Source organism: Pseudomonas sp. 5.2, from assembly GCF_059025405.1.
Genome location: NZ_JBYBHH010000013.1, coordinates 188,258 through 211,628, shown reverse-complemented (window position 1 = coordinate 211,628; position 23,371 = coordinate 188,258). Strand labels below are relative to the sequence as shown.

Annotated in this window: 22 protein-coding genes; 6 read left to right on the top strand and 16 right to left on the bottom strand. The window is 64.5% G+C overall.

All coding sequences use genetic code 11. The features are described from left to right. Window positions 1–88: 88 nt before the first annotated feature. From AC5PZ0_RS20210 to AC5PZ0_RS20185, 6 genes are all read right to left on the bottom strand, one after another. Window positions 89–1,348 carry a class I SAM-dependent methyltransferase gene (locus AC5PZ0_RS20210; protein ID WP_493855618.1) on the bottom strand — a complete coding sequence of 420 codons (1,260 nt, stop codon included), beginning with the start codon at window positions 1,346–1,348 and terminating at the stop codon, window positions 89–91. Continuing rightward, window positions 1,323–2,132 (bottom strand): DUF1365 domain-containing protein, encoded by an 810-nt coding sequence (locus tag AC5PZ0_RS20205; RefSeq protein ID WP_493855617.1) that lies wholly within the window; start codon window positions 2,130–2,132, stop codon window positions 1,323–1,325. The genes AC5PZ0_RS20210 and AC5PZ0_RS20205 overlap by 26 nt, the downstream gene beginning before the upstream one ends. Further along, window positions 2,129–3,376, bottom strand: coding sequence for an NAD(P)/FAD-dependent oxidoreductase (locus tag AC5PZ0_RS20200; RefSeq protein ID WP_493855616.1), 1,248 nt, complete (start codon window positions 3,374–3,376; stop codon window positions 2,129–2,131). Before AC5PZ0_RS20200 ends, AC5PZ0_RS20205 begins: the two co-directional genes overlap by 4 nt. A gap of 6 nt (window positions 3,377–3,382) precedes the next feature. Beyond that, window positions 3,383–4,135 (bottom strand): SDR family NAD(P)-dependent oxidoreductase, encoded by a 753-nt coding sequence (locus AC5PZ0_RS20195; protein ID WP_493855615.1) that lies wholly within the window; start codon window positions 4,133–4,135, stop codon window positions 3,383–3,385. Next, entirely contained in the window at window positions 4,132–4,554 is a 423-nt protein-coding gene (locus AC5PZ0_RS20190; RefSeq protein WP_027596246.1) for a nuclear transport factor 2 family protein, read from the bottom strand. The genes AC5PZ0_RS20195 and AC5PZ0_RS20190 overlap by 4 nt, the downstream gene beginning before the upstream one ends. A 115-nt stretch (window positions 4,555–4,669) precedes the next feature. Continuing rightward, the gene (locus AC5PZ0_RS20185; protein WP_493855614.1) at window positions 4,670–6,382 is read right to left on the bottom strand and encodes an FAD-dependent oxidoreductase; all 1,713 of its coding nucleotides are present in this window, start codon (window positions 6,380–6,382) and stop codon (window positions 4,670–4,672) included. Between the two features lie 185 nt (window positions 6,383–6,567). On the opposite strand from AC5PZ0_RS20185, the gene AC5PZ0_RS20180 reads away from it, so the two are divergent. The 3 genes from AC5PZ0_RS20180 (at window position 6,568) to AC5PZ0_RS20170 (ending at window position 9,406) form a co-directional block, all read left to right on the top strand. Further along, window positions 6,568–7,344: an IclR family transcriptional regulator gene (locus tag AC5PZ0_RS20180; protein WP_493855613.1), complete on the top strand. Its 777-nt coding sequence runs from the start codon at window positions 6,568–6,570 to the stop codon at window positions 7,342–7,344. A 150-nt stretch (window positions 7,345–7,494) separates the two neighbouring features. Further along, a complete protein-coding gene (locus tag AC5PZ0_RS20175) occupies window positions 7,495–8,547 on the top strand; it encodes a Gfo/Idh/MocA family protein (protein ID WP_493855612.1) in 1,053 nt (350 codons plus the stop codon). Between the two features lie 43 nt (window positions 8,548–8,590). Continuing rightward, on the top strand, window positions 8,591–9,406 hold the full coding sequence (locus AC5PZ0_RS20170; RefSeq protein ID WP_493855611.1) for a sugar phosphate isomerase/epimerase family protein: 816 nt from the start codon (window positions 8,591–8,593) through the stop codon (window positions 9,404–9,406). An 812-nt stretch (window positions 9,407–10,218) separates the two neighbouring features. On the opposite strand, the gene AC5PZ0_RS20165 is transcribed toward AC5PZ0_RS20170, so the two are convergent. The 5 genes from AC5PZ0_RS20165 to AC5PZ0_RS20145 form a co-directional block, all read right to left on the bottom strand. After that, on the bottom strand, window positions 10,219–11,544 hold the full coding sequence (locus AC5PZ0_RS20165; RefSeq protein WP_493855610.1) for an MFS transporter: 1,326 nt from the start codon (window positions 11,542–11,544) through the stop codon (window positions 10,219–10,221). A 113-nt stretch (window positions 11,545–11,657) separates the two neighbouring features. Continuing rightward, window positions 11,658–13,388 (bottom strand): FAD-dependent oxidoreductase, encoded by a 1,731-nt coding sequence (locus AC5PZ0_RS20160; protein ID WP_493855609.1) that lies wholly within the window; start codon window positions 13,386–13,388, stop codon window positions 11,658–11,660. A gap of 34 nt (window positions 13,389–13,422) precedes the next feature. Continuing rightward, window positions 13,423–13,743, bottom strand: a complete 321-nt coding sequence (locus AC5PZ0_RS20155; RefSeq protein ID WP_085273160.1) for an NIPSNAP family protein — start codon at window positions 13,741–13,743, stop codon at window positions 13,423–13,425. Continuing rightward, window positions 13,728–15,461 (bottom strand): FAD-dependent oxidoreductase, encoded by a 1,734-nt coding sequence (locus AC5PZ0_RS20150; protein ID WP_493855608.1) that lies wholly within the window; start codon window positions 15,459–15,461, stop codon window positions 13,728–13,730. The genes AC5PZ0_RS20155 and AC5PZ0_RS20150 overlap by 16 nt, the downstream gene beginning before the upstream one ends. A gap of 3 nt (window positions 15,462–15,464) precedes the next feature. Beyond that, window positions 15,465–16,274 carry a shikimate dehydrogenase family protein gene (locus AC5PZ0_RS20145; protein ID WP_493855607.1) on the bottom strand — a complete coding sequence of 270 codons (810 nt, stop codon included), beginning with the start codon at window positions 16,272–16,274 and terminating at the stop codon, window positions 15,465–15,467. Window positions 16,275–16,548: 274 nt separating this feature from the next. On the opposite strand from AC5PZ0_RS20145, the gene AC5PZ0_RS20140 reads away from it, so the two are divergent. The 3 genes from AC5PZ0_RS20140 to AC5PZ0_RS20130 all read left to right on the top strand — a co-directional run bounded on the left by AC5PZ0_RS20140 (window position 16,549) and on the right by AC5PZ0_RS20130 (window position 18,514). Beyond that, on the top strand, window positions 16,549–17,319 hold the full coding sequence (locus tag AC5PZ0_RS20140; RefSeq protein ID WP_493855606.1) for an IclR family transcriptional regulator domain-containing protein: 771 nt from the start codon (window positions 16,549–16,551) through the stop codon (window positions 17,317–17,319). A 159-nt stretch (window positions 17,320–17,478) separates the two neighbouring features. Next, the gene (locus AC5PZ0_RS20135) at window positions 17,479–17,838 is read left to right on the top strand and encodes a RidA family protein (RefSeq protein ID WP_186680587.1); all 360 of its coding nucleotides are present in this window, start codon (window positions 17,479–17,481) and stop codon (window positions 17,836–17,838) included. Window positions 17,839–18,127: 289 nt separating this feature from the next. Beyond that, the gene (locus tag AC5PZ0_RS20130; RefSeq protein WP_099429745.1) at window positions 18,128–18,514 is read left to right on the top strand and encodes an NUDIX domain-containing protein; all 387 of its coding nucleotides are present in this window, start codon (window positions 18,128–18,130) and stop codon (window positions 18,512–18,514) included. A 28-nt stretch (window positions 18,515–18,542) separates the two neighbouring features. Here AC5PZ0_RS20130 and AC5PZ0_RS20125 read toward each other — a convergent pair whose 3' ends face one another. The 5 genes from AC5PZ0_RS20125 to nikB all read right to left on the bottom strand — a co-directional run bounded on the left by AC5PZ0_RS20125 (window position 18,543) and on the right by nikB (window position 23,370). Beyond that, on the bottom strand, window positions 18,543–19,889 hold the full coding sequence (locus AC5PZ0_RS20125) for a cation:proton antiporter (RefSeq protein ID WP_265969518.1): 1,347 nt from the start codon (window positions 19,887–19,889) through the stop codon (window positions 18,543–18,545). A 72-nt stretch (window positions 19,890–19,961) separates the two neighbouring features. Then, on the bottom strand, window positions 19,962–20,819 hold the full coding sequence (nikE, locus tag AC5PZ0_RS20120; protein ID WP_493855605.1) for a nickel import ATP-binding protein NikE: 858 nt from the start codon (window positions 20,817–20,819) through the stop codon (window positions 19,962–19,964). Continuing rightward, the gene (gene nikD / locus AC5PZ0_RS20115) at window positions 20,816–21,586 is read right to left on the bottom strand and encodes a nickel import ATP-binding protein NikD (protein WP_493855604.1); all 771 of its coding nucleotides are present in this window, start codon (window positions 21,584–21,586) and stop codon (window positions 20,816–20,818) included. Before nikD ends, nikE begins: the two co-directional genes overlap by 4 nt. Then, on the bottom strand, window positions 21,587–22,432 hold the full coding sequence (gene nikC, locus AC5PZ0_RS20110; protein ID WP_493855603.1) for a nickel ABC transporter permease subunit NikC: 846 nt from the start codon (window positions 22,430–22,432) through the stop codon (window positions 21,587–21,589). Then, a complete protein-coding gene (gene nikB, locus AC5PZ0_RS20105) occupies window positions 22,429–23,370 on the bottom strand; it encodes a nickel ABC transporter permease subunit NikB (RefSeq protein WP_099429740.1) in 942 nt (313 codons plus the stop codon). The genes nikC and nikB overlap by 4 nt, the downstream gene beginning before the upstream one ends. Window position 23,371: the final 1 nt, after the last annotated feature.

Genomic DNA, 23,371 nt, shown 5'->3' with positions numbered 1-23,371 from the left:
CAGCACCGTTGATCTTCGTAATGTTCACTGGCCTCTTCGCAGCGCAAGGCTGCTCCTACCGGGAAGTGTGCAGCCTTTGCCTGCCTGGTCAGGCGCCTGGTAGGGGCGCGCGGCGGGCCTGGGGCGCGGCCCATAGCAGCTGTGCCACGCCAATGGCGCGCTCTTCGAAACCGCCCTGGCAATAACACAGGTAGAACTCCCACAGGCGCTGGAAGGTTTCGTCATAGCCCAACTCCATCAACGCGTTGCGCGCATGGCGCAGGTTGTCGCGCCAATGGCGCAAGGTGCGCGCATAGTCGGTGCCGAAGTCCTCCAGGTGCACCAGGTTCAGCGCCGTCTGGCGGCTGGCGGTGTCGAGCAGGACGCTTAGCGAGGGCAGGGCGCCGCCGGGGAAGATATAGCGCTGGATGAAGTCCACCGAACGCCGGGCCTTTTCGTAGCGCTGGTCACGAATGGTGATCGCCTGCAACAGCATCAGGCCGTCGTCCTTTAGCAGCGCGGCGCAGTGGCGAAAGTACAGGGGCAGGTAACGATGGCCGACGGCTTCGATCATTTCGATCGACACCAACTTGTCGAAGCGCCCTTGCAAGTCGCGGTAGTCCTCGCGCAGTACCGTGATGCGCTGCTCCAGGCCTGCCGCCTGCACGCGTTGCAGCGTGTGCGCGTACTGCGCCTCGGAAAGCGTCGTGGTGGTCACGCGGCAGCCGAAGTGGGTAGCGGCATGGATGGCCAAGCTGCCCCAGCCGCTGCCGATTTCCAGCAGGTGCTCGTGGGGCTTGAGCTCAAGCTTATGGCAGATGCGCTCCAGCTTGTTCAACTGGGCGTGTTCCAAGGTCTGCTCGGGGCTGTCGAACTGTGCCGCAGAATACATCAGGGTAGGGTCGAGCAGCCGTTCGAACAGCGCATTGCCCAGGTCGTAGTGGGCCAGGATGTTGCGCCGCGCACCGCGTCGGCTGTTGCGGTTTAGGCGATGCAGCAGGCGCAGTGCTGGGCGGCCGAAGCGCGCCAGGCCACCTTCAAGGGCATCCAGCACGTCCAGGTTGGCCACGAACAGGCGGGTTACCGCCGCCAGGTCGGGGGTGCGCCAGTAGCCATGGATATAAGCCTCCCCAGCACCGATCGAACCGTTGCCGGCGATCAGGCTCCAGGCGGCGTCATCGACGATCTCGACTTCGGCATACAGCGCGCTGCCGGCGTCACCGAAGTTCCAGTGCTGGTCATTGCAAATCAAACGCAGGCAGCCTTGGCTCAAGCGCCGCAATTGCGCCAGCACGGCCATCCGGGCCAGGCTGCCAAGCACCGGCGTCAGGCCGGCCGACTTGCTAACGCTCAGTGTGGGGTCGGACATGATCAGGTTCCTTACAGGCGTGGCCAAGGCTCAGGTCGCCCTGGCTGGCGGTGTGGTTGTAGACAGGGGTGCGCTTGAGCAGCAGGCGCAGGGCCTGCCAGTAGATGGCAGACACCGTACGCAGGCTCATCCACGGGAAGCTCAGGATGTAGCGGTGCAAGGCGGGCCGGTCCAGCGGTTCGCGGCGAAGGGCCAGGTGGGCTTCGAATACCTTGTGCCCCTCGCGCCAGTTCGCCATGTGCACGTGCACGCGTTGGCCGTCGAGCACGAAGCGCAGGCGGTAGTCCATGTCCAGCGGCATGAATGGCGATACATGAAACGCCTTGGCCAGGCTAAATGCGTCGGGTTGGCCGTCTTGCACCGGCAGCACGTAGTGGTGGCGCTGCCGCCAAGGTGTATTGCGGACCTCCAGCAGTATCGCCACCAGGTGGCCGTCGCGGTCATGGCAGAAGTAGACGCTCACCGGGTTGAACGACAGCCCCCAGCAGCGCAGTTGCGTGAGCAGGTGCACCGCGCCTTCGGGGGGGTGCCCGGTTGCTTGGCCGACCAGCTGGCGGGCGGCCTGGGCCAACGGTATGCCACGCGCGGTCAGTGCCGGCAAGTAGTCGGTTTCCCGCCAGCACAAGGGCGCCAGCCGCGAACGCGCGAGCCAGCGCGACAGGCCGCGCCAGTGTGTTTGCTCGTCCAGGTCCAGGTAGAACATGCCGACCCGGTAGCGGAATGCATGGTGCCGCGGGGTCAGCCGCCGATGGCTGACCCAGCCATGACACAGGCTGCTGTTCACAAGCGCTCTCCGAAGTATTCTGCCACTTTCAACGCGCTGAGCACGCCGTCTTCATGGAAGCCGTTGCCCCAGTAGGCACCGCAGTAGTAGCTGTGCTGGCGGCCCTGCAATTCGCCTTGGCGGGCCTGTGCAGCCAAAGCCGCGAGGCTGTACTGCGGGTGGCTGTAGCTAAAGCGGGCGAGCACCTGCGCCGGGTCAATCTGTGCGGTCTGGTTGAGGCTCACGCAGAAGGTGACCGGGGCGTCGATGCCCTGCAGGATGTTCATGTTGTAGGTGAGTGCCGCAGGTGCCTGCTCGGCGCCGCCCAGCCGATAGTTCCAGCTGGCCCAGGCTTTGCGCCGACGCGGTAGCAGGCGAGTGTCGGTGTGCAGCACCACATCATTGCTGGCGTAGGTGAGGGTACCCAGCACCGCACGCTCGTCCGCACTGGGTGTTGCCAGCAGGGCCAGGGCCTGGTCGCTGTGGCAGGCGAACACCACCTTGTCGAAGCGCTCGGTACCGGCAGCGCTGATCACAGTCACGCCGTCGGCGTCACGGATCACCCGGGCCACGGGGCAGTTGCGCCGGATACGCTCGGCAAAGGGCTGGCACAACGGTGCCACGTAGCTGCGCGAGCCACCTTCGATCACCCGCCATTGCGGGCGCTGGTTGACCGACAGCAAACCGTGGTTGCGGCAAAAACGCACGAAAAACTGCAACGGAAAGCCCAGCATGTCGGCGCGTGACATCGACCAGATCGCCGAGCCCATGGGCACGATGTAGTGGTTGATGAAGCGCCGCCCATAGCCGTGTGTGCGCAGGTAGCTGCCCAGCGTGGTGTCTTCTTCGATGCGCCGGTTGTCCAGGTCGGCCAGGGCTTGGCGATTGAAGCGCAGGATGTCGCGCAGCATGCCCCAGAACCCAGGTGACAACAGGTTGCGCCGTTGGGCGAACAAGGTGTCGAGGTCATGGCCGTTGTACTCCAGGCCACTGGCGGGGTCATGCACCGCAAAGCTCATCTGGGTCGGCCGCGAAGCCACCCCCAGGTGTTCGAGCAGGCGAATGAAATGCGGGTAAGTCCAGTCGTTGAAGACGATGAACCCGGTGTCCAGCGCATACTGCTGGCCGCCCCAGTTCACGTCGACGGTATGGGTGTGGCCACCCACCCAGTCAGCCGCCTCGAACACCGTCAGCGCATGCTGGCGTGAGACCAAGTGGGCACAGGTGAGGCCAGCGATACCGCTGCCGATGATTGCGATGCGCATGGCGTGCTATTCCCGTGGGTTTCGTGCCAGGCGTTGGCCTAGCTGCAGACGCCAGCGCACCGGCAATGCGCCGAGCAGGCGCAACACCCAGGTGAAAGCGCCGGGGAAGTTGATTTCCAGCGGGCGTTTGGCCAAGCGCGCGACGATGTGCCCGGCGGCGCGCTCGGCGCTCCAGCGCTGTGGCATGGGGAAGTCGTTGCGCTGGGTCAAGGGCGTGTCGACGAAGCCAGGGCTGACGAGGGTGACATCAATGCCCTCGCGGACCAGGTCGATGCGCAGCGACTCCACCAAGTAACGCAGGGCCGCCTTGGACGCGCCATAGGCGCCGGCACGGGGCAGGGCCAGCCAGCTCACCGAGCTGCCCACCACCACCAGGTGCGGGCGCTGGCCACGGCGCAGCAAGGGCAGGGCAGCGGCAAGGCAGTGGCTGGTGCCGATCAGGTTGGTGCGCATCACCCGTTCGACCAGCGCCGGGTCGAAGTGCCCCGGCTCCAGGTATTCGCAGGTGCCCGCGTTGAGGATCACCAGGTCGAGTGCACCCCAGGCATGCTCGATCTGCTCGGCGACCTTGGCGACCTGGCCCGGTTCGTCGTTATCGCCGATGGCCAGCATGGCCTGCTGCGCAAACCGCGCCGCTAAGGGTGCCAAGCGGTCGGCCTGGCGGCCACCCAAGGCCACCTGATGCCCCTGCTCCAGCAAGCGCAGGGCCAGCGCCGCGCCCATGCCACTGCTGGCACCGGTCACCCAGCAGCGGCTCATGCCAGCCTGCCTTTGAGCCAGCGGACCGCGCTGCCCATGATGGGGACGTGCTCGTAAAGCAGCGCACCGGCGTCGAAGTAATCCTGATGAAAGTGAACCCGCTCGTGCCAACGCAGGTGGCTGCAGCCTTGCAGGCTGATCAGCGCGCCATTGCCTAGGCGAGGGTGGCGAAAATGCAAGGTCCAGCGCAGGTACCCGTGCCCCGGCTGCACTTCGTCGTAACCCTCGAAGGTGTAGCGTACCTCCTGCACGTTCGCGTACAGCTGCGCGAAGTACCCCCGCAGCGCAGGCAAGCCGCTGATCTGGTGCAGGGGGTCGCGAAAGGTCACGTCCTCGCTGTACAGGTCACCGAGCATGTCGAGGGTGTGCGCATCGAGGCTGGCAAAGCGTTCGGCGAAGGTTTGCAGGTAGCTGTGCATTCACTTTCCTGTACAAAAAAGTTTTCTTGTACAGGTATAGTTTAGCTTTCACCGCAAAGCTATACAGGATGATTTTTTTGTACAGTTTTTACCCGGTGACCGCCAAACGGTGGCCTTATTCCGGCGCCTGCGCCCCGGCAATATGCCGCCCGGCCACGTAACCGAACGTCAGCGCCGGGCCCAGGTTGATGCCACCTGAGGGGTACCAGCCGCCAAACACACTTGCCATGTCGGTACCGGCGGCATAAAGCCCGCCAATCGGCTGGCCTTGCTCATCCAGTACCCGCGCATGGCCATCGGTGCGCAAGCCGGCAAAGGTGCCAAAGCAACCGGGCTGAACCTTCACAGCATAGAACGGCCCTTGTTCGATCGGCGCCACGCACGGGTTCGGCCCGCTGTACGCCGGGTCACCCTGCTTGCGGTTGAACGGCGTGGAGCCGCGGCCGAAAGCCGGGTCCTGGCCGTGGCGCGCATGGCTGTTGTACTCCGCGACGGTGGCACTCAAGCCGACAGGGTCTATGCCGCAGGCGCGGGCCAATTGTTCGATGCTGGCACCGCGCTTGAGGTAGCCACTGCGCAGGTGCGGCCATACCGGCAACGGCGCAGGCCGGGCGTGGCCTAGGCCGTAACGCCGCAAGAAGCGGTGGTCGCAAATCAGCCACGAGCAGGCTTCCTCGCCCGGCGGCACCGCCTCGAGCATGGCTGACACATAGTCGTAGTAGCCGTGCGCCTCGTTGACGAAGCGCTTACCGCTGGCCAACACGCCAATAACGCCGGGCTTGCCGCGTTCGATGATGTGCGGGAAGTGGCCGACGCTGCCGTCGCGGTGCGGCACTTTGGAGACCGGTGCCCAGGCCACTGCAGATTTCAGGTCGGTGGCCACCACACCGCCTGCCGATTCGCCAAGGCGCAGGCCATCGCCCGAGCAGGACTGCGGGGGCAGGGCGAGGTTGTCATGGCCACTGGCATCACGCGCAAACAGCTGCCGGCGCCGCGCACTGTCGTTGGGGAAGCCCCCGGCGGCGAGCACCACGGCTTTCGCCCGGACGGTAAGGTCACCCTGCGGTGTGCCTATCACGGCGCCGCGCACTTGGCCGTGCTCAATCAGCAGGCGCTTGGCCGGGGCAGATTCCAGCAGCCGCACGCCCAGGTCTTCGGCCGATTTGGCCAGGCGCGCCACCAGGGCCACGCCGTTGACCAGGTGCATGGCCCGGCCATGGCGGGCGAGGTGGTACAGGTGGCGGCCAAAGCGCTTGCACACATGCAAGAAGGCCCGTGGCGAGCGGGTCATGTTGAGGAAGGCGGCCAGGTCAGGGCCGGCCATGATCGGCATGCCCATGAACGAGGTCTCGCGCAGGGTCTTGCGCAGGCGGGGCAACAGCGCGCCGACCTCGCGGGCATCATAGGGCGCGGCGATCACCTGGTGCCCACCGGTGGCGGCGCCGGGTGTGCCGCCATGCATGTCGGGGATGGCGTTGCCGTCGACAAACTGCAGCGCAGTGTGTTTCTCGAAAAAGGCGACCATGTGCGGGCAGGCCTCGAGGAAGGCATCAACCCGTTCAGCATCGTAATACGTGCCCAATTCGTTACGCAGGTAGGTGCGGGGCTGTTCGATGTCTTCAACGATGCCGGCGCGGCGGGCCAGCGGGTTGCGGGGTACCCAGGCCCAGCCACCGGACCAGGCCGTGGCACCGCCGAACACCGGCGCCTTCTCTACCAGCATCACGCGCTGCCCATGCCAGGCTGCCGTTACCGCTGCGGCCAGGCCGGCGGCGCCTGAGCCAATGACCAGAACGTCGTATTCGGCTTGCAAGGTGTCGGTAGGCATCGCAGGGTCTCCGGTATTATTATTGGAACGTGATTCCATATTCTTTATGTGAGACGGTGCCGGATGCAAGTGAGGCCGTGCAGAACTGGTCGATAACCGGACACTTCAACGCCCGCCTGCTGCGCCGATGGCCGTGGCTGTGGAATCATCTTCCAAAATTCATCCATTTTTCAGGGACCTTAGCCATGGCTGGTAGTCAGATCGAACGCGCCTTCAGTCTTGTAGAAAGCCTGACCGGCGAGCCTGAGGGCCTTGCCCTGCAGACCTTGGCCGAGCGCCTGGAGATTCCCAAAAGCGCCACCCACCGCATGCTGGCCGAGCTGATCCGCCTGGGCTACGTGCGGCAGAACCGCGACAACAGCCGCTATCAGCTCTCTGCCAAGCTGGTGGCGATGGGCTTTCGCTACCTGTCCAGCAGTGGCGCCGACATCATTCAGCCGATTCTCGATCGCCTGGCCCAGGACAGCGGTGAGCTGGTGCGCCTGGGCGTGATCGAGGGCAGCCGCCAGACCTGGATCGCCAAGTCCCAGGGCGCGCGCTCCGGCTTGCGCTACGACCCCGACATGGGCCGCGATGCCCCGCTGTTCTACACCGCCTCTGGGCATGCCTGGCTGGCCAGCCTGAGCGACGACGAGGCGCTGCAGATGGTCTTGCGCCAAGGCATCGCCGACCCGGCACAGTTCGGCCCGAATGCGCCGCGTTCCACGGATGAACTGCTGGGCTACCTACAGCGTGCACGGGAGCGTGGCTATGCCTGGGTCGAGCAGACCTCAGCGGTGGGCACGTCAGCGTTGGCCGCCGTGGTGCGGCGCCCACGCACCGACGAGGTGATCGGAGTGCTGAGCATCGCCGGCCCCAGTGCCCGGCTGGCGCAAGCGCGCCTGCCTGAACTGGCAGCGCTCTTGTTAGCGGCAGTGGGCGAGTTGTCGGCGGCCAGCCAGGCCAGTGAACTGTTTGCCTGAAGCGCCGCCTGTTCATTAGTGGTCGATAACCGCACAGTCTGTGCAGGCGGCGCTTCTGTAAAGCGGACCCCGGTTCTAAATTGTCGAGTATGAATTCTGGAACACTGTTCCGTAATTTATGCCCGACAACAATGACAAGAGGACAGTCCGTTGAATGCACCGCTTCGTATCGCCCTGATTGGCGCCGGTATCATGGGCCGCCAGCACTACCAGCAGCTGCGCCAGCTGCCGCAAGCGCAGTTGTGCGCGGTGGCAGACCCCGGCCCGCAGGCTGAGGCTTTCGCCGCCGAATGCGGGGTGGCCTATTACGCCGATCACCGGCAGATGCTGGCCAGCGTCAAACCCGAGGCCGTGATCGTCGCCAACCCCAACAACCTGCACGTGGCCACCGCGCTCGATTGCATCGCAGCCGGCGTGCCGGTGCTGGTGGAAAAGCCTGTGGGCGTGCACCTGGACGAAGTCCGTGCGTTGGTCGAAGCGTCCAAGCGCTGTGGCGTGCCTGTGCTGGTTGGCCACCATCGTCGGCACAACCCGCTGATCGCCCGCGCGCGCGGCCTGATCGCCGAGGGGGCGCTGGGTAGGCTGATCAATGTCACTGCGCTGTGGCAGTTGCAGAAGCCTGACAGCTACTTCGACACCCCCTGGCGCCGCGAGCCGGGCGCCGGTTTTTTGCTGACCAACCTGATTCACGACCTCGACCTGCTGCGCTACCTGTGCGGCGAGGTCGTGCAGGTGCAGGCGTTCACCCGCAACGATGTGCGTGGGTATGCCAATGAAGACAGCGCCGCCGTGCTGCTGCAGTTCGCCAACGGGGCGCTGGGCAGCCTGACGGGTTCCGACGCGGTGGCTGCACCCTGGAGCTGGGAGCTGACGTCCGGCGAGAGCCCGATCTACCCGCGTCAGGATGGCCAGCCCTGCTACCTGCTGGCCGGCAGCCACGGCGCACTGAGCATTCCGCAGCTCAAGCACTGGCAGTACGGCGAAGCAGGCTCCGGCTGGCACACACCCTTGCTGCAAAGTGGCTCCGAAGCGCCGGCAGGTGAAGCGTTGACCTTGCAATTGCAGCACTTCATTCGCGTCGCCCGCGGTGAAGAGGCCCCCTTGACCGACGCTGCAGATGGTGGCCGCACGCTGGCCCTGGTCGAGGCGATCCGCCAGGCAGCCGAAAGCGGCCGGGCCTGTGCCCCCGAGACGATCGCCTGACGCGAGCCCCCTTCACACCTTTAATTGCCTTCAGGTAACGAACATGACTGACCGTATTTTTTCCCTTGCCGCGCTGACGGTGCTCGAGCTTTCGCCGCCGGCCATGGTGGAGGCCGCTGCCCGTGCCGGCTACAGCCACGTGGGCCTGCGTTTGGTGCCGGCTACCGCAGAGGAGCAGCACTTCCCGCTGGCGGTCGACGCTGACCTGCGCCGACAGACCCAGGCGCGCCTGCGCGACACCGGCATCAAGGTACTCGACCTGGAAATCCTGCGCCTCAAGCCTGAAACCTGTGTTGCCGATTTCGAAGCCATTCTGGCGGTGGGTGCCGAGCTGGGCGGGACCGAACTGCTGGTGGCCGGTAACGACCCGGACGAGGCACGCCTCACAGAGCGCTTTGCCGCACTGTGCGACCTGGCGGCGGGCTATGGTATCCATCCGCACCTGGAGTTCATGCCCTGGACCGACGTTCGCGACCTGCGCCAGGCCATGCGTGTGGTTGCCAACGCTGACCGGGCAAACGGCTGCGTTCTGGTGGACGCCTTCCATTTCAACCGCTCCGCTTCCTCACTCGACGACCTGGCCCACTTGGCACCGCAGCGCATGCGCTATGCGCAGCTGTGCGACGTGGCCGGCCCGGTGCCGGACGACATGGACGAGATCCTGCGCCAGGCCCGCAACGAACGGCGCTTCCCGGGTGATGGCGATGCTGATTTGATCGGCCTGTTGCGTGGCTTGCCGGCCACCGTACCGCTGAGCCTGGAGATTCCGACGCGGCAGTTACTGGAGCAGGGCGTGAGTGGCGAGCAGCGTGCGCGGATGGCGCTGGAGAAAGCCAAGGCGGTATTGGCGCGGGTTTGAGCTTCAAGGGCCACTGTGCGGGCGCAGAGACAAAGATCGAAAGCGAGTCCCCCATCCTGTGGGAGCCGGCTTACCCGCGAAGAAGGCGACGCGGTATATGGCACCGGCTTCGCCGGTGTTCGCGGGTAAACCCGCTCCCACAGGTCCCTGCTAAATCAATCAGGTATGTGTTGTTCTGTGAGAGGTAACCCAGCCCTTTGGGCTGCGTTGTCGAGCAGAGAACAAAGATCGCAAGCAAGTCCCTAATCCCTGCTAAATCAATCAGGTATGTGTTGTTCTGTAAGAAGTAACCCAGCCCTTTTGGTTGCGTTGCCGCGAAGAGAACAAAGATCGCAAGCGAGTCCCCAATCCTGTGGGAGCGGGTTTACCCGCGAAGCAGGCGACGCGGTGTATGGCACCGGCTTCGCCGGTGTTCGCGGGTAAACCCGCTCCCACAGGTCCCTGCTAAATCAATCAGGTATGTGTTGTTCTGTAAAAAGTAACCCAGCCCTTTTGGTTGTGTTGCCGCGAAGAGAACAAAGATCGCAAGCGAGTCCCCAATCCTGTGGGAGCGGGTTTACCCGCGAAGAAGGCGACGCGGTATATGGCACCGGCTTCGCCGGTGTTCGCGGGCAAGCCAGCCCCCACAGGCGCCTGCTAAATCTAATAGGTATGTGTTTTTCTGTGAGAGCTGGCTTGCCAGCCAAGCGCTGCAAAGCAGCGCATGACAGTAAACCTCAAGGCCAGTCCAAGTTAGCGCACAGGTCCAATGGCCTGTCTGCAGGCAAAAAAAGAGGCTCCGAAGAGCCCCATAGAGGAAACCTGGTTAGCCCTTAAGCGGCCTCAATCCCACGCGGCGCCATGAAGTACATCCACACCAGGGCAATGAAGTACATCACCGGAATCATGGTGAACAGCACCGCATAGTTATTGTGGGTGACCGTCAGCACGCTGCCGACGATCTGTGTCATGAACATGCCGCCGATGGCCGCGCACATGCTGCCGAAGCCGAACACCGTGCTCACCAGATGCTTGGGCGTGTAGTCCATGACCAGGCTCCAGATGTTCGCGGTCCAGGCCTGGTGCGCGCCGACCGCCACGGCGATGGCAAGCACCGCGACCCATAGGCCACTGGCGTGGGCAGCGAAGACGACGCTGACGATGGTGCAGGCAAAGATCAGCATCGAGATCAACCGGGCACGGGTGGCGCGCACGCCGCGGCCGATCAGCCAGGACGACAGAATGCCGCCGCCGATGCTGCCGAAGTCTGCAGTCAGCCAGATCAGGATCAACGGGATGCCCATCTGGGTGACGCTGATGCCCAGGTCGTACTGCTGGTTGAGAAACGGCGGCAGCCAGTACAGGTAAAACCAGAACACCGGCGCCGTGATCGAGTAGGCCACGGCAAAGGCCCAGGTGCCGCGCTGGCGCAGGATGCGGCTGAACGGCACCGGTTTGGCTTCGGGCTCCACGTCTTGCTGGATATAGTCCAGCTCGCTCTGGCGAACGTGCGGGTGCGCCTCAGGGTTGAAATACTTCAAACCCCACAACACCACCCAGACCAGGCCAAGGCTACCCATGGCGATGAACGCGGCCTGCCAACCCCAGGCAGCGAGAATCAGTGGCAGCAGCGCCGGGGTGACCATGGCGCCGACGTTGGTGCCGGCGTTGAACAGGCCGGTGGCGATGGCGCGCTCGCCGGCGGGGAACCACAGGCGCGTGGTCTTTACACACGCCGGGTAGTTGGCCGCCTCGGTCAGGCCCAGAATGAAGCGGCAGACCATAAAGCCTGCTGCCGAGGTCGCCAGGCCATGGGCGCCGGTGGCCAGGCTCCACAGCAGGACGGCGCCGAAGAAGGCATGCTTTACCCCGACTTTGTCGATCAGCCGGCCCTGCAGTACAAAGCCGATGGCATAGCCGACCTGGAACCAGAAGTTGATGTTGGCGTAGTCCATCGCCGTCCAGCCCATGTCCTTGGCGAGAACGGGCTGCATGATGCCGAGGGCGGCACGGTCGATGTAGTTCAGGGTGGTGGCGAAGAACACCAGGGCAAGCATGCCCCAGCGGGTCTTGCCGACGGCTAAGGCGCCGCGCACCTTGTCGCCGATGGATCCATGGGCGAGGCGGGGGCTGGCAGTGTTGAACTTGGAAGGGGTCATGTGAAGTCGTTTCTTGAAATTGTTTTGAACGGCAATGCGTCTGGAACGCGGTTTTGCCCAGGGCAAGGCTGGGCGTGCAAGGTCATTTATGGTGAGCAGTGAAGGGGGGAGCGTCAATTCAAAGATGGGGCTACTGTTCGATGATCGAACAAAAGTGACGCGGCGTCTTCTGGCTGATTGCACAGTGCCATGCCTGCCAGGTAACCGAAGGTCATCCCAGGGCCAAGGGTGATACCGCCGCTGGGGTAGTGCCCGCCCATGATGCTGTGCATGTCGTTGCCGACCGCGAACAGGCCAGGTATTGGGCGCTGCAGGCTGTCCAGCACCTGGGCCGAAGCATTTGTGTGCAGGCCAGCGAAGGTGCCGAGGCTGCCGGGCAGCAGTTTTACCGCATGAAAGGGCCCGTGCAGCAGCGGCCTCAGCGACGGATTGGGCGCGTGCAAGGGGTCGCCCTGCGCACGGTTATACAACGATGCGCCACGCTGGAAGTCCGGGTCCGTACCCTGCGCCGCATGGTGGTTGAAATGTGCCACGGTGCGCTGCAGTTGCGCTGCGTCGATCCCGCAGCGTGCGGCCAGCTGCCCCAGGGTAGGACCGCTGAGCAGGTAGCCACGGCGCTCATAGAAGCCGGCAGGGAAGGGGAACGGTTTGGCCCAGCCGATACCGTAACGACGTTGCGCGGCGTGGTCACAGATCAACCAGGCCTCGGGCGCCTCACCGAGTGGCGTGGAGGTGAACAGCGCATTCATGAATGCATGGTAGCTGTTGGCCTCATTGACGAACCGTCGACCGTCTCGGCGTACGGCAATGAAACCCGGCTTGGCGCGGTCGATCAGGTGCGGGAAGTGGCCGAGGCTGCCGTCGCTTCGCGGCACCAGTGAGACCGGCGCCCAGGCCCCGGCGTGGGCCGCCGTGGTGGTGACCTGTGCGCCGACTTGTTCGCCCAGGCGCAGGCCGTCGCCGCTGTTCTGTGGTGGTGCTGCGCAGTAGTGGCGATCGCCCTCGGGCGCATGGGGGATCAATTGGGCGATGCGCTGGCGGTCATGGGGGAACCCGCCGCAGGCCAACACGACACCGCGTCGCGTATGGATCACCTGGCCATCGCTGAACTGCACGCCTGTGATACGCCCATCCCTCAGCAAGCCTGTGGCCTGCCGGTCATGCAACAGCGTCACGCCCAGGTCGAGGGCACTGCGCAGCAGGCGCGCCACCAGCGCGTTGCCGTTGACCAACTGCAGGCCGCGACGGTGCAGCAGCAAGTCGCGCCCATGGCGCAGCAGGCGTTTGCCCACGTGCCAGGCCGCCTTGGGTGAGCGGCTGGCGTTGAAGAAGGCGGCCATGTCTGCGCCACCGGCGATGCCCATGCCGGCCAGGCTGACGATGTCCAGGGGCGGCCGTAGCCGGTGGATCCAGTGCCCAAGCAGGCGCCCGTCGAACGGCTGCGCACACAGGGAGCGCCCGCCACGCGCACTGCCATCCCCCTCGTGCATGTCGGGCATTTTCGTCCCGGACTGGAACTGCACGGCGGTATGTCGCTGGAAGAACGCCACCATCTCCGGTCCATGGCGCAAAAACGCCTGCTGGCGTGGGTCCAGTTCGGCGACGTGGGTCTGTGCGCGCAGGTAGCGTTCTGGCGCATCGTCGGCTTCGACGGTGCCTTCGGCGATCGCCAGCGGGTTGCGGGGTATCCATAACCAGCCCCCCGACCAGGCGCTGGTGCCGCCGAACTGGCTGGCCTTTTCCGCGACGATCACCTTCAGGCCGTGATGGGCGGCGGTTACTGCGGCAGCCAGGCCAGAGGCGCCGGAGCCGAGGACAAGTACGTCACATTCCAGGGGTTGCATGGAGGGGCTCCGGTCAGGTTGGAGGGGGCGTTAGTTACTGCAGCGGCGAAAAGCCGGTCGGCCGCATCAACCGCGACTGCAACCGCAGCACCGCGCCCAGCTCGCGATTGCGCTGCGAGAACTCCGCCCAGCGCGGGTCCGCCGCCATCGCCGCGCGGCGCTGCATGCGGTCGTCGAGGCTGGTGTAGGCCCACAGGTGCACCACCTGGTTGACCTCGCCGAATTCACTGGTAAAGAAACCGACCAGCTTGCCCAGGTGCTCGCTCTGCACCGCCAGCGCGTGGCTTTGGTACAGGGCCAGCCAGTCGGCCATTTTCAGTGGGTCGAGGGTGTAGGTTCTCAGTTCGTAGTACATGCGTTTGTCTCCAGAGGTTGGGCCTGCGCCTGCAGGCGGTTGGCAATATGGCTGGCGGCGATCCAGCCGAAGGTGAGGGCAGGGCCAAGGGTGATGCCTGGGCCGGGGTAGGTGCCGTTCATCAATGAGTTCATGTCGTTGCCCGTTGCATAAAGGCCGGCAACCGGCGTACCGGCGCGGTTGAGCACGTTGGCATGGGCGTCGGTCACCAGGCCGCGTGCCGAGCCCAGGTCGCCGGTGTGGAGCTGGATGGCGTAGAAGGGCGCTTTGACCAGGGGCGCGAGGCAGGGGTTGGGCGTGTGATGCGGGTCGCCCATGTAGCGGTTGTAGCTGTTGCCGCCTTTGTCGAATGCGCGGTCGATGCCGTTGCGGGCGTCGGCGTTGAAGCGCTCCAGCGTCGCCTGCAATGCCTGAGGGTCGACGCCGATGGCCTCGGCCAGGGCGTGCGGTGTGGCGGCACGGTATAGGTAGCCGGCGTCGATCAGTGCCGCGTTGTTCACAGGTTTCGGGCGTGCCAGGCCCAGGCCGTAGCGGTTCATGGCCTCGGCGTCGCAGATCAGCCAGCAGGTGGTGAGGTTGCTGGCGAACATGGTCTGCACGAAGTGATGGTAGGAGTTCGACTCGTTGACGAAGCGCTGCCCGGCCGGGTTGATCGCGATCACCCCCGGTTTGGCACGGTCGGTGACCAGGTGCGGGAAGCGTTCGCGCTCACCATTGGCATGGCGCAATTCGGAAACGGGTGCCCAGAAGAAGTTGGCGGCCAGCCCCTCGCCGTAGGCAGCATCCACCGCTTCACCCAGGTGCAGCGCGGCGCCGTCATTGGTTGGCGGCGACATGGTCAGGTGCGGCGCATCAACGCCTGGGCGGTAGGCGGCAGCCAGTTCGCCGGCTGCAAAGCCGCCCATGGCGCAGACCACGCCACCCCGGGCACGCACCTGCACGCGCCGGCCTTCGTGCTGCACCACCACGCCAGTCACCGCGCCGTGCTCGACGATCAGCGCCTTAGCCTCGCTGCGCAGCCACAGTTGCGTGCCATGGGCAAAGGCCGTGGTGGCCAGGCGTGCAATCAGCGCATTGCCGGTGGTCAGGCGGGTGCCACGGTGGTGGCGAAGGCGGTCCAACGCATAGCGCGCCATCAGCTTCAGGCAATGCCACAGGGAGCTTGGTGATTTGCGCAGGCCAAGAAAATGCTGGATATCCACACGGTTGACCATCATCCCGCCGAACAACAGCATGCCCGGCGGCGGCATTTTCAGGTCCTTAAAGCGCGGGCCGAGGCGGCGGCCGTCGTACTCGACCATTTCCAGCGCCCGGCCGAACTGGGTGGCGCCGGGCTCATCCGGGTAATAGTCCGGTGAGTGCGGGCGCAGGGCATAGCGCAGTTCGGTGTGGCGCTCCAGCCAGCGCAGCGCTTCATGCCCGCGTGCAATGAAGGCGTCTACCAGCGGTGCGTTGTAGCCGGCACCAATCACGGTTTTCAGGTAGGTGCGCATGGCTTCGGGGGAGTCTTTGGCGCCGGCTGCACGGGCTTGATCGGTGCCATACACCCACGCCGCACCGCCGGAAATCGCCGACGTGCCGCCGAAGGTGTCGGCTTTCTCCACGACCAGTACCTTCAGGCCAAGGCTGGCGGCCGTGGCGGCGGCGGCAAAGCCCCCGGCACCACTGCCGAGGACCACCAAGTCGTACACCGGTTGCGCGTGTTCGGTAGCGGCCATGGCTCAGATCTCCAGCGGGGTGACGCCCATGAAGGCGCCGAGGTGGCCGAGTTGGGCGAAGGCCATCTGCGGTCCAGTCTGGATCGCACAGCCCCGGTCGCGTGCCTGCTGCAACAGTGGGGTGATTTCTGGCGAGGTGACCACGTCGGCAACCAACGTGGAGGGTTGCAGGGTTGTCAGCATCGGCGCTGGCAGCGGCAACTCATCGGTGCTGCCCATGCCAACCGGCGACGCGTTGACCACCAGGCCGAACGCTTCCAGCGAGCGGTAGTGGGTGGCGATGTCGAGACTGGGGAAGGCCGTGCCGAGTACTTCGCAAAGCGCGCCAACGCGGGTAGCGCTGGGGTCGCTGAGTGTGATCTGGCGCACGCCCGCTTCGCCCAGTGCGTAGGCGATTGCACTGCCCACCCCACCACAACCAATCACCAGCGCGCGTTTGCCTGCCGGTTGAAAGCCCTGTTTGCGTGCGGCGCCAAGAAAGCCTGCGCCGTCGACATTGTCGCCGAGCAGGCGGCCGTCACTGTGGCGGCGCACCACGTTGACCGAACCCAGTGCGGCGGCGCGTGCGCTGAGGCCGTCCAGGCGTGCGGCCAGTGCCTGTTTGTAGGGCACGGTGACCACGCAACCGCGCAGGTTCTGCCAGCCGCGCAGGCTGCCGACAAAGGCTTCCAGCGCAGTCTCTTGCAGGTCGATGGGGAGCATTGCCAGGTCGCAGCCGTTGCTGGCGAACCAGGTGTTGAAGTTTTCAGGCGATTTCACCTGGGCGATGGGTGAACCGACGATGGCGACCAGTTCTGTCGAACCCCGAATCATGCTGACCTCTGTGCTTGCTGTTGTTGTGCAGCAAGGGTGACGGGGTACTGGGCGCTGGGAAACACGCTTGCCAAGCGGTTAGTGCGATAATCGCAATCAGCTAGCGATTATTGGCGGTTAATAGCGAAAAATGTCCCTCAGTTTCCCCACTGTAGGAGCAGCCTTGTGCTGCGAAGAGGCCGGCGGCAAAACCCTCGATCTTCGCTGCTTTTACTGGCCTCTTCGCAGCACAAGGCTGCTCCTACGCGGGCTCGCGCATCACTGGAGAACTCCAATGAATAAACCCGATATCCACCCCCGCGACCTGATCGCGGGCTTGCAGAAAGGCCTGGCATTGATGCAGCTGTTCAGCGTCGATCAGCCGCGCCTGACCGTGCCCCAGGCAGCCAGGCAATCGGGCCTTACCCCCAGCGCCGCGCGCCGCTTCCTGCTGACGTTGGTACACGAAGGCTTTGCCGACACCGACAGCCGCCAGTACTGGCTCACGCCCAAGGCGCTGCGCATCGGCCAGGCCTACGTGGACTCGGCCCAGTTGCCGCGCATGCTGCGGCCCATCGTCGAGCAAGTGGCGCGGCAGACCCAGGAGCATGTCTCGGTCGGCACCCGTGACGGCGATGAAATCATCCACCTGGTGCGCAGCCGCTACAGCCACATCGCCTCGTTGTCGATCAGGCCCGGCTCGCGGGTGCCGATGTACTGCACCGCCGGCGGGCGAATCTGGCTGGCAGCGCTGGAGGAGGCCGCGCGCGATGACTACTTCTCACGCAACCCGCTCCGCCCGCTCACGCCCTATACCCAGACCGATCGGGCGCTGCTGGAAGCAGAGTTGCAGCGCGTGCGCCAGCAGGGCTACAGCATCGTCGACCAGGAATACGAAATCGGCATGCGCGTGCTGGGGGTACCGCTGCTGGACCGTAGCGGTCAGTTGAAGGCGACGCTGACGATCACCACCCACGCCTCGCGGTTGAGCGTCGACGAGATTCGGCTGCGCTACCTGCCACCGCTCTACGAGGCGCAGGCGTTGTTGAAGCCGGTGGTGGGCTGATTGTTGCGCTGTCAGCCAGCGGGCTACAGCTTGAACGTCAATTGTGGATAATGGGCCTAGCTGACGAGCCTTATCGTGCCCGTCAGATGCAGCAATCGCCTACGCTATGCTTCACAGCGTTTTTTTTATATATATAACAACAAGATAAGGATATTTCAGATGACGATCGAACGCCTGCACACTGACGCTCGCATGAGCCTTGTGGTCAAGCACCAAGGCACCGTGTACCTGTCCGGTGAGGTTGCCAACGATTTTGCGGGCGATGTGCAGCAACAAACCCGTGAAACCTTGCAGAACATCGAGCGACTGCTCGACCAGGCCGGCACAGACAAGACACGGATTTTGTCCGCAACCCTCTACCTCAAGGACATTGATGCCGACTTCGCGGGCATGAATCAGGTGTGGGACCAGTGGTTGCCGCACGGGTGTGCGCCAGCGCGTGCGACGGTGCAGGCCAAGTTGTATGACCCTGCCGTGCTGGTTGAAATCTCTATTATCGCAGCGCTCCCTGACGCTTGACCGCCCGCTGGCAAGCCAACGCGCAGGTACACCGCTGCCCTTGAGAGCAGTGCTTGCCTGTAGGAGCTGGCTTGCCCCGCGATCACCGGCAAAGCCGGTGCCATGCACCGAGGTGCCTTCATTGCCGACAGGCCTGGACAATCTTCTACCGCCGAACGGAACTACCGCCCAGGCCACGCTTTCTCAAGGCTAGCTGCCTGCTTTGAAAGTGGCGTGATATTCGCATCCATGTGAATAACGCTACCCGCTTGCGAGCACAGGGCAGTGTTTTGGTAAGTAGGAGGTAGGCATGTCAGACAGGAGCAGCCTCAGGAGCAGAGCGACGGTGCTGTGCTTTCGCAGTGGCAAAATACTCCTGGTGCGTAGAAAGGCCAGGAAATGGGGCTTTCCGGGGGGCGGTGTGGGCACGAATGAGGCACCGTTGCACGCCGCCAGCCGAGAGCTGAAAGAGGAAACAGGGATATGCCGTGAGCGCCTGGTGGCGCTGTGCACGCTGCAAGTCGGTAACACCCTCCATTACATTTTTACCCTTCAGCTGGACGATCAGGACAAGCCGGTGCCGAAGAACGAGATCGTCGCTTGCAAGTGGATTGAGCGCGATGCACTGAATACCTCCCTCCTCAAGCCCGCCGCTGCGGCACTGCTGCGTAGCGAACTGCCGGCGCTGTGTGCTTGACCCGAGTCGCGCAGGGCAGGGCGCTTGGTTAGCCGTCACGGCGTTTTCGGCCTGCTTCATAACGCGACAGAAGAGGCTGCACGCTTAACCCATGCACGACAATACTCAGCGCCACCACCGACAGCGTGAGGTTGGTGATGGCCGTGGCATCGCTGGCGCTCAGGCCGTGGTTTACCGAGTAGAACAGGTAGTAAAGGCTGCCGATACCACGTATGCCGAACCAGCCCAGCATGCCGCGCTGGCGAAGGTCCAGCAGGCCACGCCCTGGGATGATCAGCGTGCTTAGGGGCCGAATGAACACGAACAGCGCCGCGCCTACGGTCAGTGCGCGCCAGTCCCAGTGCTCGATCAACACGACACCGAGCAAGGTCACCAGAAACACCTCCATCGCCCGCTCCACAAGCCCACCAAACGAGAGCATGTCGCCTAGCATGATGCCGGCTGCGACCTGCGTGTCTTCCAGCGCGGCGATATCGCCTTTGACCGCGTGCTCCGGTGCGACATGCTGGTGGCCGACCACAGGCTGCACAAGGTGTTCTGCAGGCGCTTGTGGGGTAGGGCTGGCGTGTACTTCGGCCTGTCGCAGGCCCAGCCCGGCAGCGAATACGGCGAGAAACCCATAGCCATGGATCAGGTCGGCGACCACATAAGCCATCGCGATCAGCGCCAGCGCCAGGTAGTCGTTGGGTGAGAGGGTGCTGTCCTCGTGCCGGGTGCGCAGGTACAGGGTCAGGTGCCCTAGGCCGCGCCCCATCCAATAACCGCTGAGCAAGCCGGCGGGCACCGCCCACAGCACGTCTTGCCACAGCCAGTCAGTCAGCCATTGGCTGCCTGCTGCGCCCTGCACAAGCAGCAAGCCCAGAATTACGAACGGAAAGGCAACCCCATCGTTGAGCCCTGCCTCACCCGACAGGCTGAAGCGCACGCGGTCGTAGTCCTGCGCGTCATTGACCTGGACCAAGGTGGCCAGCACCGGATCGGTCGGGGCCAGGATGGCGCCAATCAACACCGACACGCCCCAGCCCAGGTTCAGGCCGTAATGCAGCACCAGGCTGACCCCGGCGATGCAAGCCAGCATGACCGGCCCAGCCAGGAAAACCGCCACCCGCCAGCTGCGGCTGCTCAGCGGCAGGCGCAGCTTGAGGCCGCTGACGAACAGGGAAAACAGCACGGCGACCTCGGTCAGGTGCTCCATCCAGCCGTGCGCATCGGGCAGCTCGAGTTGCAGCAAGCCGAGGCCACCGGGGCCCAGCGCGACGCCCAGGGCCAGGCACACGACCGAGGTCGTGACCGGGATCCAGCGCAGGTAAGAGGAGGTCAACGCCAGCAGCAACAAGACTGCGCCGAGCATGGCCACCCAGACGATGAAGCTCATGTGCGCAGTGCCTCCACGGCGTCGGGCTCTGGGGCTGGCGCAGGCAGGCAGCTTTGCTAGCCACCGGCTGGGTCAGACACTCAGTCTAGTCGTCGCCCGAACTGCCGCAGGTGACAAGGCGGCGGGCGACCCTGCCTCAGGCTCGCGTATTGTTGGGCGCACCGGCAGTACTGCGGCCTGTAGCTGCTTGCCAACGGCGTGATCGAACGAAAGCCTACCGTCTATCTGACGCTCCTCGATGATACGCCCGGCGTCCAACACGACCACCCGTTGGCAGAAGTAGCGCACCAGGCTCAGGTCATGGGTGATCAGCAAGAACGCGGTGCCGTGCTCGCGTCGAAGTGCGTCCAGGCGCTGCAGCAGCTGCAGTTGCAACACCCGGTCCAGGTTTGACAAGGCCTCGTCCAGTATTACCAGTTTGGGTGAGATGGCCAGCGCGCGGGCGATATTGGCGCGCTGCAGTTGGCCACCACTGAGTTGGTGCGGCAGGCGCTCGGCATGCTCGCTGCGCAGGCCCATGTGCTCTAGGAGCTCCAGCGTACGGGCGTTGCGTGCAGCTTCGTCCAGCTCGCTCAGGTGACGCAACGGCTCGGCAATGCTCCAGCCGATGCTGCGTTGCGGGTTGAACGCGCTGGGCGCGTCCTGGAGTACCAACTGAACGGCGCGCAAGAAAGCACGGGCCTCACCGCCGCGCAGTCGGCTGACCTCTTGGCCGGCAAATGTCACCTGGCCACACGCGGGTTTCTCCAGGCCGAGCAGTAACCGAGCAAGCGTGCTCTTGCCGCTGCCGCTGCTGCCGAGCAGGCCGAGCGACTCACCGGGCTGCAGCTCAAGCTCAATGCCGTCGAGCACCCGCAGCCAGCCGCGTCTGCTCAGTAGCCCTCCGGAACGGTAGCCATGCCCGAGTTGGTTAACGTGCAGCAGGCTCATGGCTGGCTCCCGTTTAGTAGCTGATGGGCTTCAAGCAGGGTGCGGGCGGTGGCGCTGGCCGGTTGATCGAACAGGCCATGCACTGTTTGCCGCTCGACGACGCGCCCCGCTTCCATCACCGCGACATGGTCGGCGCAGCGGGCAACCACCCCCATGTCATGGGTCACCAACAGCACGCCAAGCCTGTGCTGCTGCACCAGCTTCATGAGCAGGTCGAGAAAGCGCGCCTGGCTCACGGCGTCGAGGTCGCTGGTGGGCTCGTCCGCCAGCAGAAAGGGGCTTTCGGCCATGAGCGCAAGGGCGATCATCATGCGCTGCAACATGCCACCGCTGAGCTGGAACGCGAACGACTGCAGGACCCGACTGCGGTCACCCAACCCCACGGCCTCCAGGCATTCATCCATGCGCGTACGTGCAGCGCTGCCGACGACCCCCCGCAGTTTCAGGGTTTCCTGGGCATGGCTAGCCATGTTGCGCACAGGGTTGAATGCACTGCGTGGGTTCTGCAGGATCAGGCTGGCAAGCTGCCCACGCACCTGATCGGCTGCCAATGGCTTGCCATCGTGCAGCAACTGGCCGCGTGTACGGCGCAGGCCTGGCGGCAGCAGGTCAAGCAAACCCAGGCAACTGAGCGATTTGCCCGATCCGCTGTGACCGACCAGGGCACAGACTTCACCTCGGCGCAGCTGCAGGTCGACGTCGTCCACCAACACGCCAGCACGCCCTTCGATACACAGGCCTTTGAGCTGTAACGTCGACACGGGCATTCAATGAGCCTCCTGGGTTGGGTCCAGGCGATCACGCAACGCATCGCCCAGCAGGTTGAACGCCATCACCGAGAAGAAGATCATCAGCCCGGGCAACAGCAGCAGTTGCGGCTGGGTCCAGATGAACTCCTTGGCATCGTTGATCATCACCCCCCATTCGGCACTGGGCGGGGTGACGCCAAGGCCGAGGAAGGATAGCCCCGAGACATGCAGCATCATGTGCCCGATGTCCATCGTGGCCAGCACCAGCAAGGGGCCGGCAATGTTCGGCAGCACATGCTGGCGCAGCCGCGCCCAACGTGAGGCACCGGCCAGGCGTGATGCCATCACGTATTCGCGGCCGCGTTGGGCGATGACCATGCCGCGCACCATGCGCGCATACCATGCCCAGTGCGACAGGGCGATGGCAATGATCACGTTGCTCAGGCCAGTACCCAGCAGGGTGACGAAGAAGAACGCCAGCACCAGCGTGGGGAAGGTCATGAACATGTCGCACAAGCGCATCAGCAGCAGGTCGACCTTGCCACCGACAAAACCGGACACCCCGCCCACCAGCAGGCCCAGAAACAGCACCAGCGCCAGTGTCAGCACTACGCTGCCCAGCGACAGCCGTGTGCCGACGATCAACCGGGACAGCACGTCGCGGCCAAGGTGGTCGGTGCCCAGCCAGTGGCTGCTGTCCGGTGGCAGCAGGCGTCGGCCGAGGTCGACCAGGTCCGGGTCGTGCGGGGCAAGCCATTGGCCAAACACGGCCAATATGCAGAGCACGCTGACCAGTACCAGCCCTGCTATCAGGTTGGCCTGGCCGGCCAGCGTAGCGCGACGGAAGATGGCCAGTACACTCATGCGTCCACCCCTTCAAGACGGCTGCGAGGGTCGAGCCAGGCATAACAGACATCCACCACCAGGTTGCAGACCATCAGCAGGCCTGTCAGCAGCAGGGTGAAGCACTGCATGACCGGAAAGTCGCGGTTGAGCACCGCCGACACCGCGAAGCGGCCGACGCCGGGCCAGGCGAAGATGGTCTCGATTACCAGTGCCCCGCCGATCAATTCCCCGATGTGCATACCGGTGGCCGTGACGAAAGGTAGCCAGGCGTTGCGCAACACGTGGTCACGCCATACCCGGCGCTCGGGCAGCCCGCGGGCACGGGCGTAGGTGACATAACGCTGGCCGCTGGCCTCCAGCAGGCTTGCCCGCAACAGGCGGGCGTTAATCGACATCGACATCAGGGCAATCGCCAGTACCGGCATCACCAGATGCCCGGCACTGCCGCGGCCCAGTGGCGGTAGCCAGCCCAGCCAAAGGGAAAACAGCGCAATCAGCAGAAACGCCAGCCAGAAGTTGGGCATCGAGACACCCAGGAACGTCACCGCGCGGACGGCGTGATCGGGCCAGCGCCCTTGCCAGCGCGCAGCCACCAGGCCAAGCGGAATCGACAGCAGCAGGGTGCAGGCCAGGGCCAGGCCGCCCAGTTGCAAGGTGGCGGGCAGGTAGTAAAGGAGGTCGTCGAGCACCGGCCGCCCCGTGAGGTATGAAATACCGAAGTCCAGCTGCACGGCCTTCGCGAGCCAGGTCAGGTACTGCTCAAACAACGGCCGGTCGAGGCCCAAGGTATGGCGGACTTCGGCAATGGCCGCGTCAGTCGGCGGGATGTGCGACAGGCGAAGGTAGTCCAGGGCCGGGTCGGTGCTGCCCAGGTGCAGCAGCACGAAGACCAGCAGTGAAACACCGAGCATTACCGGTACCAGCAGTGCCAGCCGCAGCAGGATATAGCGCAGCATG

Coding starts and splice junctions, on each gene's coding strand:
- AC5PZ0_RS20210 (WP_493855618.1), bottom strand. CDS start 1,348: ATGTCCGACCCCACACTGAGCGTTAGCAAGTCGGCCGGCCTGACGCCG.
- AC5PZ0_RS20200 (WP_493855616.1), bottom strand. CDS start 3,376: ATGCGCATCGCAATCATCGGCAGCGGTATCGCTGGCCTCACCTGTGCC.
- AC5PZ0_RS20195 (WP_493855615.1), bottom strand. CDS start 4,135: ATGAGCCGCTGCTGGGTGACCGGTGCCAGCAGTGGCATGGGCGCGGCG.
- AC5PZ0_RS20190 (WP_027596246.1), bottom strand. CDS start 4,554: ATGCACAGCTACCTGCAAACCTTCGCCGAACGCTTTGCCAGCCTCGAT.
- AC5PZ0_RS20185 (WP_493855614.1), bottom strand. CDS start 6,382: ATGCCTACCGACACCTTGCAAGCCGAATACGACGTTCTGGTCATTGGC.
- AC5PZ0_RS20180 (WP_493855613.1), top strand. CDS start 6,568: ATGGCTGGTAGTCAGATCGAACGCGCCTTCAGTCTTGTAGAAAGCCTG.
- AC5PZ0_RS20170 (WP_493855611.1), top strand. CDS start 8,591: ATGACTGACCGTATTTTTTCCCTTGCCGCGCTGACGGTGCTCGAGCTT.
- AC5PZ0_RS20165 (WP_493855610.1), bottom strand. CDS start 11,544: ATGACCCCTTCCAAGTTCAACACTGCCAGCCCCCGCCTCGCCCATGGA.
- AC5PZ0_RS20160 (WP_493855609.1), bottom strand. CDS start 13,388: ATGCAACCCCTGGAATGTGACGTACTTGTCCTCGGCTCCGGCGCCTCT.
- AC5PZ0_RS20155 (WP_085273160.1), bottom strand. CDS start 13,743: ATGTACTACGAACTGAGAACCTACACCCTCGACCCACTGAAAATGGCC.
- AC5PZ0_RS20150 (WP_493855608.1), bottom strand. CDS start 15,461: ATGGCCGCTACCGAACACGCGCAACCGGTGTACGACTTGGTGGTCCTC.
- AC5PZ0_RS20145 (WP_493855607.1), bottom strand. CDS start 16,274: ATGATTCGGGGTTCGACAGAACTGGTCGCCATCGTCGGTTCACCCATC.
- AC5PZ0_RS20140 (WP_493855606.1), top strand. CDS start 16,549: ATGAATAAACCCGATATCCACCCCCGCGACCTGATCGCGGGCTTGCAG.
- AC5PZ0_RS20135 (WP_186680587.1), top strand. CDS start 17,479: ATGACGATCGAACGCCTGCACACTGACGCTCGCATGAGCCTTGTGGTC.
- AC5PZ0_RS20130 (WP_099429745.1), top strand. CDS start 18,128: ATGTCAGACAGGAGCAGCCTCAGGAGCAGAGCGACGGTGCTGTGCTTT.
- AC5PZ0_RS20125 (WP_265969518.1), bottom strand. CDS start 19,889: ATGAGCTTCATCGTCTGGGTGGCCATGCTCGGCGCAGTCTTGTTGCTG.
- nikE (WP_493855605.1), bottom strand. CDS start 20,819: ATGAGCCTGCTGCACGTTAACCAACTCGGGCATGGCTACCGTTCCGGA.
- nikD (WP_493855604.1), bottom strand. CDS start 21,586: ATGCCCGTGTCGACGTTACAGCTCAAAGGCCTGTGTATCGAAGGGCGT.
- nikC (WP_493855603.1), bottom strand. CDS start 22,432: ATGAGTGTACTGGCCATCTTCCGTCGCGCTACGCTGGCCGGCCAGGCC.
- nikB (WP_099429740.1), bottom strand. CDS start 23,370: ATGCTGCGCTATATCCTGCTGCGGCTGGCACTGCTGGTACCGGTAATG.